Source organism: Verrucomicrobium spinosum DSM 4136 = JCM 18804 (assembly GCF_000172155.1).
Classification (GTDB): Bacteria; Verrucomicrobiota; Verrucomicrobiia; order Verrucomicrobiales; family Verrucomicrobiaceae; genus Verrucomicrobium; species Verrucomicrobium spinosum.
This window is the reverse complement of record NZ_ABIZ01000001.1, coordinates 412,729-425,847: the sequence shown is the minus strand read 5'-3', so window position 1 is coordinate 425,847 and position 13,119 is coordinate 412,729. Positions and strand designations below refer to the sequence as shown.

The 13,119-nt window shown below is 62.2% G+C and carries 8 protein-coding genes; 1 reads left to right on the top strand and 7 read right to left on the bottom strand.

Features of this window, described 5'->3' with window-relative positions; translation table 11 throughout:
* Positions 1-130: 130 nt before the first annotated feature.
* The 6 genes from VSP_RS01585 to VSP_RS01555 all read right to left on the bottom strand — a co-directional run bounded on the left by VSP_RS01585 (position 131) and on the right by VSP_RS01555 (position 7,995).
* Positions 131-895: a hypothetical protein gene (locus tag VSP_RS01585; RefSeq protein ID WP_009958272.1), complete on the bottom strand. Its 765-nt coding sequence runs from the start codon at positions 893-895 to the stop codon at positions 131-133.
* Between the two features lie 680 nt (positions 896-1,575).
* Entirely contained in the window at positions 1,576-3,252 is a 1,677-nt protein-coding gene (locus VSP_RS01580) for a putative manganese-dependent inorganic diphosphatase (RefSeq protein WP_009958271.1), read from the bottom strand.
* 430 nt (positions 3,253-3,682) lie between these two features.
* Complete coding sequence (leuD, locus tag VSP_RS01570) at positions 3,683-4,282, bottom strand: 3-isopropylmalate dehydratase small subunit (protein ID WP_009958269.1); 600 nt, start codon at positions 4,280-4,282, stop codon at positions 3,683-3,685.
* 48 nt (positions 4,283-4,330) lie between these two features.
* The gene (gene leuC / locus VSP_RS01565) at positions 4,331-5,746 is read right to left on the bottom strand and encodes a 3-isopropylmalate dehydratase large subunit (protein WP_009958268.1); all 1,416 of its coding nucleotides are present in this window, start codon (positions 5,744-5,746) and stop codon (positions 4,331-4,333) included.
* Between the two features lie 1,086 nt (positions 5,747-6,832).
* The gene (locus VSP_RS33350) at positions 6,833-7,498 is read right to left on the bottom strand and encodes a 3-keto-alpha-glucoside-1,2-lyase-like domain-containing protein (protein ID WP_009958266.1); all 666 of its coding nucleotides are present in this window, start codon (positions 7,496-7,498) and stop codon (positions 6,833-6,835) included.
* 11 nt (positions 7,499-7,509) lie between these two features.
* Positions 7,510-7,995: an EVE domain-containing protein gene (locus tag VSP_RS01555; protein ID WP_009958265.1), complete on the bottom strand. Its 486-nt coding sequence runs from the start codon at positions 7,993-7,995 to the stop codon at positions 7,510-7,512.
* A gap of 734 nt (positions 7,996-8,729) precedes the next feature.
* On the opposite strand from VSP_RS01555, the gene VSP_RS01545 reads away from it, so the two are divergent.
* Positions 8,730-11,759 carry a M28 family peptidase gene (locus tag VSP_RS01545; RefSeq protein ID WP_009958263.1) on the top strand — a complete coding sequence of 1,010 codons (3,030 nt, stop codon included), beginning with the start codon at positions 8,730-8,732 and terminating at the stop codon, positions 11,757-11,759.
* An 840-nt stretch (positions 11,760-12,599) separates the two neighbouring features.
* On the opposite strand, the gene VSP_RS01540 is transcribed toward VSP_RS01545, so the two are convergent.
* On the bottom strand, positions 12,600-13,073 hold the full coding sequence (locus tag VSP_RS01540) for a hypothetical protein (RefSeq protein ID WP_009958262.1): 474 nt from the start codon (positions 13,071-13,073) through the stop codon (positions 12,600-12,602).
* Between the last annotated feature and the right edge of the window lie 46 nt (positions 13,074-13,119).

The following is a 13,119-nucleotide window of genomic DNA, read 5'->3' as shown; positions in this document are numbered from 1 at the left end:
GCATGGCTCATCGGTTGTGAATCACGATTCACGCCCTCTTCGCGCCTTGTCCAGACTCAAAACGCCTCGCAACACACCCAGCGCTTTTATCCAAACAGGTTCTAAGGTCTTATGTCTCCCGCGCAGCGAGCTAGTAAACGGTAATCGGCCCCGGAATGATCCTGACTCCCCCAGGCCCCAGTGGATTGCCCATGGTCTCCTGGATCTCGGTGACGATGTTGTCCTTGAAGCTGACGGTGAGGCGGCCCACTTCGACCTTCACATAAATGGTGCGCTGGACGAGGTTGCCTTCGGCATCGCGACCGGTGGTGATCTGGGGGACGCGGTCGAAGATGCTGTACTCCAGGGCTTCCTCCCGACCCGCGGCGGTGATTTTGGAGGACTTGCGGCTGGGATTGCCGAGGGAGGTTTTGACCTCATCCACGGTCATGCCCAGGGCGACTTGTTTGTTGGCGATGACCTCATCCACAGCCTTCTGGCGTTCAAAAAAGGCCTTCAGTTTCTCAGCCAGTTTCGGGTCGGCAGACTTGAGATCGTCCATCTTCATCCAGCCGGCGACATCGCCGTGGCGGGCGCGACCGCGGACCTTGTAGAGATTTTCCGCCATGGCAACGAGCTGCACCAGGGTACCGGGAGCCATCGCCCCCAGGGGACGCTGGAGATCAAGCTGGTAGTAGATGACAGACTCGCCAGCGACGGTCAGACGCACAGGCTTGGGCAGGATGTCCTCGATGTATATGGCCCCAGGCTCGGTATTTGCCGCCAGACGGGAGCGATTGCCCAAGCTGCTGCTCTGGGCGGAGGCGGTGGCTGGGGGAAACGCGAGCGTGAGTGCCAGCGCGAGCGTGGCCGCTGCCAGCGCGTGGGCCGGTGCCGGAGAGGGAGCGAGGGGCATGTTCGGTGAGAGGTTAGACGTTATGTGTTAAACATTAGACGGGCCTGAGGGGAGAAGGAAAGGAGGGAGTTTCTCTGAGACTTCGACGCACTGGGAGGATGTTCATTCAATCAAGGTGAAGGGAAAAGGACAAACGAGGGATAAGGGATAAGTGGGAGCCACTGCGCGGCTTCTCGATTCTCACTCAAAGGCACGAAGGCACAAAGAGGAGCTCGGGATGTGCTGGCGGGGCTCTGTTTGTAGTACGAACAGCTTCGGACTGAGCGGGGCTGGGAACCCCCGCCTCCTTTAGGCAGGCGGAAATCTTTGTGTCTTCGTGCCTTTGTGTGAGAATGAATCGTCAGGGGTATGGCGTGGCAAGCGGGGCGCTTGCCCTACAGCGTCGCCGGGGTGGTTGGGCGTTGGGGCGGAGGGTGTCGTCGTGAGACGCTTGCGGAGTGATTCCGCTTAAAAGCGGTACTCCAACCCCGGCGCGGACCTTCTACAGTCTCAAGTTCCTCACAACGCCCTGCTGATGTCTTGGAACCCACAGCCAAGGCCCTCTCCGGCGACTGATGCCGATGGCCAATCTGCGCTACAGGGTCCGCTCCCGGCGAGGACGTCCTCCCCGTGCGCCAGCTCAAGTCTGATGTCTGGCGTCTGGCAGTCTGGTGTCTACGGCCCGCCTCCCCCTGACTCCCTTACAAAGTAGGGGCAGTCAGTTTGCCCACCACCCGGCTCAAGTACGGGAAAAGCTGCTTTTTCCGGCTCACCACGCCGGCGAGCTCGAAGACATGTTGCTTCAGCCTGGGGTACTCGATGGCGTCGTCCACACGGTCGTTGCCGGCGGTGATGAGGACGCTGTCGTGCTCCGTGATATCCGTCACCAGGAGGCAGGCGAAGTGCATCTTGCGCTGGACGACGATCTTCTCCAGAGCTTCCTGGAGGGCGGCCTCCTGTTTCCAGAACTCATCCAGGCCGAGTTCCTCGATCTGGGAAATGCTGAGACGCCAGCCGTTCTCCTCGAACTCCTTGCGGTCGGACTCCAGGGCGAGCTCGGCGGGGCGGTCGCGGAGCATGGACCCGGCGGCGAAGAACCCGGCGGTGAAGGCGGCGACATCGATGCCGCCGAGCTCGGCGAGCCAGGAGAGGATCTCGCGGTCGGTATTGGTCGTGGTGGGCGAGGTGAGGTTCAGCGTGTCCGAAATCATCCCGGCGCAGAGGCAGATGGCAGTCGCCTTGTCGGGGGCCAGGTTCCTCATACGGAACATCATGGCCACGATGGTGCTGGTGCTGCCCACGGGCTCGTTGATGAAGCGGATCGGCTCCTTGCTGCGGAGGTTCCCGCTGAGGCGGTGGTGGTCGATGACCTCCAGGATGTCCGCCTCATCGGCCCCGGTCACGGCCTGGGAGAACTCGTTGTGGTCCACAAGCGCGAGTTTAGTACGCGGCACGTCCACAAGGTCGGACTTGGAGAAGACGCCGAGCAGCTTGCCAGTCTCGTCATCCACGACGGGGAAAAGCGGCTGATGAGAGTCATGCACGCTGGCGATGAGCTCCTTGAGCGGGGTCTTGCTGCTGAACTTCAGGAACGTCTCGTCCAGCGCATCGGCGATGGGGCGGGAGAAACGCACGAGCTGGGCGGCGCTGGCGGTGTCGTACCGGGTCTCGATGACGGGCACGCCCTGCTCCCGAGCGAGTTTGCCAATTTCCTCACCCACGGAGAAGCCGCCGGTGATGACGAGGCAGCCGACTCCGGCGAGGATGGCCATGCGCTGCACGTCCGGGCGGTCCCCCACCATCATGATGACCGTGCGGGAGGGGAAGCGCTTCATGCGCGTGGAGGAGGTCTCCAGGCTGGACCCGGCGACCATGAGGATGAGATTCTCCACCGTCTCACGCGGGGCGCGGCCGTTGGGGAAACCGCCATCAAGCGCGGCGACCATATTGGCCTCGCTGGTGCGGACATGACGGTTCGCATCGTCGTCATTGGCCGTGGCAGGCATGAAGAGCTGGGCGAGCTCCTGCAGGGTGGGCATGCCAGCGAGCACGCCTTCGTGATTCACCACAGGGATGCCGCGGAACCCATGCTCGACCATCTTCCGGTACACGGAGAGGAAGGTCTCGTCCTGGCAGGCGGTGACCACGTCCCGCCGACAGACAGAGGCGGCGGTGGGGCGCACGTCCATGAGCAGGCGCGGGGCCTCCACCCCGGCCTCGCTGAGCACCCAGTTCGTCCGCACGTTGATCTCCCCGCAGCAGGCAGGACGGGCATCCACCCCGCGCGAGGCGCGCAAGAAGGCGGCGTACCCGATGGCGGAGCAGATGGCGTCCGTATCCGGATTGCGGTGCCCGATGACGTGGATAATATCGCCCATGGAATAAAAACGTGAAGGTCAGAAGGTGTAACCCAGTGACTTGATGTACTCCGTCGCAAGAAAGTGGATTGCCAAACCAATGGTCCCCAAAATGACTGGCAGCGCCCAGCGTCGAACCCGGGGTTCGTGAGGCTCCGGCCAAGCTATCATGACGCCTGCGCTTCCCAAAATGAGATAGATCAGCCCAACAATTAGCCCTATCACTCCGACCAAAGTGGAGGTCACCGATGTGACGATGGGCCCCACACCCCGCTCAGCATTCAACAACGGCAGCACGAGGCGAAAATACAGCAAGCCTATGCCGATGAGAACCAGAAGCGTTCCGGCCGCTCTGGGATAGGCTAACACCACCGGTCGCATAAGGGCTCTCTATCGGGAGCTTGTGGCGCTCCGCTTGGGAAGCCACAAGTCCCTTGAAACTCCAAGCCTCTTAAGCCACCACGGCCAGCTCGCGGATCTTTGCGTCCACGGCGTCCTTGTTCTCCAGCAGCTCGGCAATGGGGTCCCACTGTCCGGTGGTGAGCGCCTCACGAGCGGTGTGGGGCACGATGATGGCGAACTCCTGATCCTCAAAGAAGACCTTGCCCTCGAGGAGGTCCACGGTCACTTCCAGCTTCGGGTTGCGCTCCACCTCTTTCGCCAGGGCGACGATGTCGTTGTGGGCGGCCACGGCGCAGGGGATGCCGAGGGTGGTGCAGTTGCCAAAGAAGATCTCCGCGAAGCTCTCGGCGATGACGGCGCGAAAGCCGAAGCGGTAGAGGGCCTGAGGGGCGTGCTCACGGGAGCTTCCGCAGCCAAAGTTGGCACCAGAGAGGAGGATGTTTGCCCCCTTGAAACGCTCGTCATTGAGCGGGTGGGGCTTGTCCGTGCCATCGGGGTTCTTCCGCACATCGTAGAAGGCGAACTCGCCCAGACCGTCAAAGGTGACGCACTTCATGAAGCGCGCGGGGATGATGCGGTCGGTATCGATGTCGGTGCCGGGAACGTGAACGGCGGTGCCGGCGATCTGCGTGACTTTCGTAAGGGCCATGGGTGAAAGAGGGAAAAGGGGTAAGGGAAGAGGGAGAAGGCCCAAACTTTATGCGGAGAGGGCAAAGACCTCACGGGCGTCGGCCACCTCACCGGTGACGGCAGCGGCGGCCACCATGAGCGGGGACATGAGGATGGTGCGTCCGGTGGGGCTGCCCTGGCGGCCCTTGAAGTTGCGGTTGCTGGAGCTGGCGCAGAGCTGATCGCCCACGAGCTTGTCGGGGTTCATGGCCAGGCACATGGAGCAGCCAGCGCCGCGCCATTCAAACCCAGCGTCGGTGAAGACCTGATCGATGCCTTCCTGGCGGGCCAGGACGTCCACAATCTGGGAGCCGGGAACGGCGATGGCCTTCACGTGGCCAGCGACTTTCTTGCCCTTCAGGAAGCGGGCCACTTCGCGGAAGTCGGAGAGACGGCCGTTGGTGCAGCTGCCAACGAAGGCGACATCGATCTTGGTGCCCTTGATGGGGGCACCACCTTCCAGCTTCATGTACTCCAGCGCTTCCTGGATGGAGATGCGCTGTTCGGCATTGGTACCGCTTTCCACGGTGGGCACCTGCTCATTCACGGCGATGGCCTGGTCCGGGCTCACGCCCCAGGTCACGGTGGGCGGCACGTCCTCAGCGCGGATGTTCACCACGTCGTCATAGACGGCATCGGCATCGGAGGCGACGGCGCGCCAGGCGGCGACAGCCTTGTCCCACTCCTCGCCCTTGGGCGAGTACGGGCGGCCTTTCAGGTACTCAAAGGTCTTTTCGTCCGGGTTGACGTAGCCAGCACGGGCACCGCCCTCGATGGACATGTTGCACACGGTCATGCGCTCTTCCATCGTGAAGCCGTCGAAGATGCTGCCGCCGTACTCGTACGCGTAGCCCTTGCCACCACCTGCGCCGAGGAGGCGGATGATGTGAAGGATGACGTCCTTCGCATACACGCCGGGGCGAAGCTCGCCGTCCACGTTGATGCGACGCACCTTCATGGGGCTGAGGGCCATGGTCTGGGTGGCCAGAATGTCGCGCACTTGGGTGGTGCCGATGCCGAACGCGATGGCGCCGAAGGCTCCGTGCGTGGCGGTGTGGGAATCGCCACAAGCGATGGTGGTGCCCGGCTGGGTGATGCCCTGCTCCGGTCCGACCACATGCACAATGCCCTGCTTGCCGCTGCGCAGGTCGAAATAGGTGACGCCGAATTCCTTGGCGTTGCGGTTGAGTTCCTTGATCATCGCATCCGCCAAGGAGTCCGAGAATGGCTCCTCACGCTGGTCGGTGGGGACGATGTGGTCCACGGTCGCGAACGTGCGCTGGGGATAAGCCACTTTCAGGCCAAGATCCCGCAACATGCCGAACGCCTGGGGGCTGGTGACCTCGTGAATCAGGTGGGTATCAATAAGGAGCTGCGTCTGCCCATTGGAGAGCGTGGCGACCGAGTGAGATTCCCAAACTTTCTGGAAGAGTGTCTTGCCCATTTGCTTCAGTACGTGTGTGGCCCAGACCGGGACGGACCGGGGGAACGGAGTTTAACACGGAAGGTGCGGGGGGAAAGTGTAATCTTTGGGCCGGCTTCGCCAGCAGACGCCAGACTAGAAGACTCCAGACACCGGACTTGAGCTGACGCAATGGAGGAAATCCTCGCCGGAGGGGGCACTGGCTGTGTGTTGTAGTATGGCAGCAGGGCGGCGTGAGGAACTTGTGTCTGCAAAAGGTCCGCGCCGGGGTTGGAGTGCCGTCCCGCATGCGGGACCAATGCCATCAGGGAAAACGCATCGTCTTGCTGTTTTGCCTTGGCGCGCCCCGGAGCCGCGATGGCGCAACCGCCACGACTGTAACTGGTGAGCCCCTTTCAGAAGGGCCGAAGGTCCGGGTTCATACCAGCCTGGGGCAACGCCCCAGGGATAGATGGCCAAACTACCCATGAGGGCTGTAGGCCCGGTGTCAACAAGTCTGCCTATGACGAGCATCCCTGAATGACGTCGGGCCTACAGCCCTCAACCTCTATAACCAACGCCAACCTTGGGCGTTGCCCAAGGCTGCTATCATGCCGGGCTTTCAGCCCTCAGCTCGTTCGCCAAAGGCGAATCATCGACCTCACCAGCTTTTCCCTGATGGCATTGGCTTAAAAGCGGAATCAGGTTTCGCGGATTCCTTGATTTTGCCCAGGTGGAAAACGCCCGACCGGCCAACGACGGCTTGGGTGTCTGGGGGATGGACGGACGTCATGAGACGTGCGGGGTGTGATTCCGCTTAAAAGCGGCACTCCAACCCTGCTGCGGAACGGGGGCGGTGATTTGGCTGCGCCAGGCGGGAAGGAGACAGATGGGCTAGCGAAAGGGCAGCGCAGATTGGCAACGACCGCTGCGCTCCAAGCGTCCCATGACGCTGCATCCGACCCAACCTCCAACCACCCCGGGCTGTAGGGCAAGCGCTCCGCTTGCCGCGCCTTACCCCTGACGTTCAATTCCTTTGGGCAGCTGCCCAAGCGCCAGATCAAGTCTGATGTCTGGCGTCTGGCAGTCTGGTGTCTCCCCCACTTTTCACTTTTTACTCTCCACTTTTCACTCCGGAAGCTTCTCCACCCGCAAGTTCCTCAGCTGCGCCTCCGTCCGAAACGACGCGAACCCAAACGGCATGCAACGATCGATCTCCCCCGCTCGCATGCTGAGCTGGCGGCCAGCGATGTTGGTGTTGATGATGGGGCGACCGTCCAGCCAGACCTGGAGGGATTTCTCCCGGACCTCGATGCGGATGTGGTACCAGTGCCCGTTTTCCAGCGTCTGGCGGCTGCCGGTGAGGTTCTCGGAGGCATCGTAGCCGTCGATGGAAGAGATGCCGACCTGTGAGCCGCCCCAACCGCCGAGGACGAAGCTCACGCAGCGGTCCACGCTGCCCACGGGGAACGTCACGGTGCCAAAGAAGTCAGCGCCGCTCACCCGCCTGGCCTCATAGCTGATGGCGTAGTCGATGACGGGCAGCCCATCGGCCTGCCAGTGGCGGTAAACCACGCCGGTCATAGGATGGCCCGCCTTCAGGACAAAGCGATCGGTATCCCGGGTGAAACCGCCGCTGTGGGCCATGTCCGCCTCACTCCAGCGCTCCAGATGCGGCGCGGCAAAAAGGATCCAGCCCGGAGCCAGGGCCTCCGCGTGGTCCGGGCTGTCACAGGCCATGAGGGCGAGCGACAGCGACAGCAAGGAGACCAGCGGCAGCCCGGGGCGTTTCATGACGTTGATGCCTATGATGCAGCGGCCTTTTTGAGGCCCCCGCCCATCTTGCAGATGAGGTCGAAATCCTTCTTGCTCACTTCCGTGACGGAGAGCCGGTTGCCCCGGCGCAGGATGAGCAGGTCCGCCAACCGGGGCTCCTCGCGCAGGGCATCCAGGCTCACAAAACCCTTCAGGTCCGCCTCCCAGGCCACGTCCACCAGCAGCCACGCGGGATTCTCCGGCTTGCTTTTGGGGTCGTGATACTCACCACCCACCTCGAACTGCGTGGGATCTGGCCGCGCCTCGGAGGCGATCTTGATCACGCCCGCCACCCCAGGCTCCGGGCAGCTCGAATGGTAGAAAAAGCCGAGATCTCCCACCTTCATGTTATCGCGCATCATGTTGCGCACCTGATAATTACGCACCCCGTTCCAAGGCTCGGTGCGCTGGGGGCGATTTTTGAGGTCGTCGAAAGAGAAAACGTCCGGTTCGGATTTCAGTAGCCAGTAGCGCATGGGCCAGCATACTGGCGGGATGCGAGTGGGGTGCCAATGGATTTTGAACCCGCTGCGCGGGAGACACCAGACTGGAAGACGCAAGACACAAGACCTGAGCTGGCGGTTGATGGGGACCTTGTTGACGCTTACGGCTCTCTCCTCCGCCTACGCGAGATCACCGAGCACGCCAGAGGGCATTGCCGACCCTGGCTGGATCCGCCGTGTGGGTGAGCACCAGCAGCAGCTGGCCAACCAAGTTGATCCGTTTAAGCAAGATAGAAGACGAAAGACCTGAGAGCCCACAAGCCTCTGTCATTGGGGAGCGCAGGCGGCCCGCCTGCCGCAAGGGCGGCCCTCCCGCGCAGCACGTCGCTCTTAGCGACCCACTCCTCTATTTGCCAGTCCCTTCCCTTTGGCCATCCATCAACAAAGACCGGCGGCCCGCCGGTCTGAGCAGGCGGGCCGCCTGCGCTCCCCTCCGCATGGAGCTTGCCGGTTCTTGTTCCCGCATCACCCAGCGCACCCAAGAGCCGGGACGGCTCTTCTACATTCTCCGACGCCCCCTACCTTAACCCCGGCTGGCCCCCTGTCCTCGTGCCTTCCGTCTTGTGCCTTCTAATCTTGCGTCTTTTCTGGCCAAACATCGCGGAGTTGATCGTTGTCTCTGCGTACTTGTACTTTCAGAATTCCCCCACTCTTCCCTTTTCCCTTACCCCTCTCTCCGCCCTCTTCCCTTTCCCCACCTGCCGAGCATGAAAAAAATCTCCCCCGCTGTCCTCCTCCTGCCCGCAGTCACAGTCGCCGCCACGCTCGCCGTCACGGCCCTCTCAGAGGCCCAGCAGCCCCCGGCCGCAGCCGCCGCACCTGCCGCCCCCGCCATCCCGGAGTCCACTTACGTCACGAACATCCGGCAGCTCACCTTTGAGGGGAAACGCTCCGGGGAGGGTTATTTCAACGCGGACGGCTCAAAGATGATCTTTCAGAGCGAGCGCGAGCCGGGGAACCCGTTCTACCAGATCTATCTCATGGACCTGGAGACCGGTGACCAGGAGCGCATCTCCCCGGGCTCAGGCAAGACGACCTGTGCGTGGATCCACCCGGACAATGACCACATCCTCTTCGCCTCCACACACCTCGACCCGGAGTCCAAGGCCAAGCAAGACGCGGAGTACAAGGAGCGCGAAAGCAGCCGCGTGCGCCGCTATTCCTGGGACTATGACCAGCGCTATGACCTCTTCCTCTACTCACTGAAAGACAAGTCGCTCAAGCAGATCACCAGGGAGGAGGGCTATGACGCCGAGGGCGCGATCTCCCCGGACGGCAAGCGCGTTGTGTTTGCCTCGAACCGCGCCGCCTACAGCGAGCCCCTCAGCCCCGCTGACACGGAGCGTCTGAAGATCGACAAACAGTACTTCATGGAGATCTACACCATGAACGTGGACGGCACCGACGTGAAGCGCCTCACCACCACACCGGGCTATGACGGCGGCCCGTTCTTCAGCCACGACGGCAGCAAGATCTGCTGGCGGCGGTTCAATGAAAAAGGCGACATCGCGGAGATCTACACGATGAACGCCGACGGCAGTGACCAGAAGCAGATCACCAAGCTGGGCGCCATGTCCTGGGCCCCGTACTTCCACCCCAGCGGGGACTACCTGATCTTCACGAACAATGTGAACGGCTTTGCCAACTTCGAGCTGTACGCGGTGGACGCTGCGGGCAAGCACGAACCGGTGCGCATCACCACCACGGACGGGTTCGACGGGCTGCCCGTCTTCTCCCCCGATGGCAAAAAGCTGAGCTGGACCAGCGGCCGCACCTCCGGCGGCGCGAGCCAGATCTTCCTGGCCGACTGGAATGACGCAGCTGCCCGCAAGGCGCTGGATTTAGGAAACAAAGCCCCGGTCGCCGCCAAAGATGAAGCCGGAGCCGCTCCTGCCAACAAGCCGGACCTCTCCACCACCACCGGGGACATCAACCCCGAGGATATGAAACAACATGTGACCTACCTTGCCAGCCGCGAGCTGGGCGGCCGCATGACCGGCACGGAGGGTGAGCGCCTGGCTACCGAGTATGTGGCGGAGGTGTTCCAGAAGATCGGCCTGATGCCCTTTGGCGACAAGGACAGCTGGTACGACAACTTTGAGTTCACCGCTGGCGTGGCATTGGCCCCGGGCAACAAGTTCACCCTCACCGGCAAGGACGGCCCGGTAGAATTCACCGCGGACCAGGACTGGCGGCCCCTCTCCTTCTCCAAGACCGGCGCGTTCGATCCCGCTGACGTAGTCTTCGCCGGGTACGGCATTGAGACACCGGACAACGCCACCACCAGCGATGGCAAAAAGCTGGAGACGTACAGCAGCTACGCTCACCTGGATGTGAAGGACAAATGGGTGCTCGTCTTCCGCTACCTGCCGGAGGGCATGGCCCAGGACCGTCGCAATGAGCTGATGCGCTTTGCCAGCCTGCGGTTCAAGGCACTAACGGCCCGTGAAAAAGGCGCGCGTGGCATCCTGGTGGTGAGCGGTCCCAACAGCAAGGTGGTGGAGCAGCTCGCTCCGCTCACCTTTGACGCCTCCATGGCCGATTCCGGCCTCGCCGCCATCAGCATCTCAGACGCCGTGGGTGACAAGCTCCTCTCCGGCGCGGGCAAGACGCTCAAGGCCCTGCAGGACAAGCTGGACACCGGCGACCTCATGGGCGGCATCAATTGCGAGGGCTTCAAGCTCGGCGTGAACATCGCCATCGCCCAGGAAAAGAAGACCGGCCGCAACGTGCTGGGCATGCTCTGCAAGGGCAGCGAGCCCGACTTCCACATCGCCCCGCTCATCATCGGCGCGCACATCGACCACCTCGGCTCCGGCGGGGGTTCCAACTCCCGCGCCAAGGGCGACGACCTGCGCAAAATCCACTTCGGCGCAGACGACAACGCCTCCGGCACCGCCGGCATGATGGAGATCGCCCAGTGGCTGGTGGACCTGAAAAAGCAGGGTAAGCTGGACATGAAACGCGACATCCTCTTCGCCGCCTGGTCCGGTGAGGAACTGGGCCTGCTGGGCTCCAGCCACTTCGTGGAAAGCCTGGCCAAGATGATCAAGGGTGACCCCAATGCCAAGCTTACCGGCATGATCGCCGCGTGCCTGAACATGGACATGATCGGCCGCTTCAACAAGACGCTCGTCCTCCAGGGCGTGGGCAGCAGCAGCGTGTGGACCAAGGAAATAGAGAAACGCAACGCCCCCCTGGGCCTGCCCATCAGCGCCCAGGCGGACGCCCACCTGGCCACGGACTCAACCACCTTCTACACCCGCGGCATCCCCACGCTGAACGCCTTCACCGGCGCGCATGAGGACTACCACATGCCCACCGACACCGCGGACAAGATCAACTACGACAAGGCGGCGCAGATCGCCAAGTTCATGGGGCTGGTCGCCCGTTCCCTCTCCACCACGCATGAGGTGCCGGACTACATCGCCATGGAGGCACCCAAGAACCAGGGCACCCGAACCGGCCTGCGCGTGTATCTCGGCACCATCCCCGACTACGCCCAAGGCGACATCAAAGGCGTGAAGCTCAGCGGCGTCTCCCCCGTGGGCCCCGCTGCCAAAGCCGGCGTCCAGGCCGGGGACATCATCGTGAAGCTCGGCAACAAGGACATTCAGAACATCTATGACTACACCTACATCATGGGCGAGCTGAAGATCGGCGAGCAGACCACCATCGTGGTGCAGCGCAACGGTCAGACCGTCGAGATGAAATTGACACCCGGTTCGAGGGATTGAAGCTGCTTCGCAGCAGACGCCAGACTGCCAGACACAAGACTTCAGACCTGAGCTGTCGTATGAGAGGACATGCCCAGCGGAGCGCTCATTGTAGCGCAGACTGGCAGTCTGCTGTGCCGCCGATTGGCAATCGACCGCTCCGCCCCAAGCGTCCCATCACGAGGCCATCCCTTAGAATTCCAATCAACGCCACGTCCCATCAGCTTGCCTACGCCTACGTTTGGCCCAGCACGTTTCCTTCTGCCTGAGCTCGAGCAAAGCCGGTTGTAGCTGACGACGTGAGGAGACACTAGCTGAAGCGTCTGCAACGATCATCCCGCCACAAACCTCCCACCTACCCAACACCCCGCTCCCATCCTCCCGAGCGCCCACTTTGGCTCCTTGACCCTCTTCCCGGCGACATCGCCATAGACCAAAATTTGTGCCTCCCAAGGAACCTGGGGTGGTGAGGGGTGATGAAGCATAGGCCGACAGGCTTCAGATGGCCTGTGCCTGGGAAGCTCGGGGAGCGCACGCATCCTGCGTGCTGTTTGCGGCATCTTGCCGCAAACGTCAGTCAGCGAATGACATCAGGTCCAACTGACGTGGGGGTGTTGATGGCGGTGGGGAGAAAGCAGATGCGGTCGGCCTTCCCACCTGATCATCGTCCTGGGAGGCACCCAACGTTGACTCGCTTAGGGCTCGTCCAACGTTGGGCTGTGTTAGAGATCCCCACTGGGGATCAGCTTCGATCTGGGGCGGCCGCCTCAAGGCTGGTTCCTTGGCATCCACCCCAACCACGCTGCTACCGTCCTCCGGCTCCAGATCATCACGAGATCCGCCAGCGCCGGGCGTATCAAATCATCGATCATCGGGCGGCATCGCCGGGAAGTTGCGGCGATGCATCATGCAGACCAGCCGGTCCATCGCCCAAGCCACCAACGTGCCGCCGCACAGACCTGCGAGAGCTCCTACAGCAAACACCTCACGCACGCTGAGTTGCACATTGCTCAGCCGGGCAACACTCCAGGTCAATCCGATCCCGCAGGCCACGCCAAGCGCCACGCAAAGCTGATAATGAAAGGCTCGCAACGCCGTTGACCAGCGTCGGCGAAAAACACCCACCAGCGCCGAGGACGACACGATCCCCAGCGCCGTCAATACCGTCACCATGATGACGATGATCGCCAGGGCGAGGACGACGAGTATTGCCAGGAACAGCGTGAACAAAAGCATGAGCAGCATCGGTGAGAACGGCTCATCCATCGAGGGGTCATCAAAAGACTCTCCCATGATTTCAATTAGATGCCAGGGCAATAGGAGGACCATGTTCATGGTGGGGCGACACGCTGACGGAAGCTGCTTGTAGTTCAAACTTTAG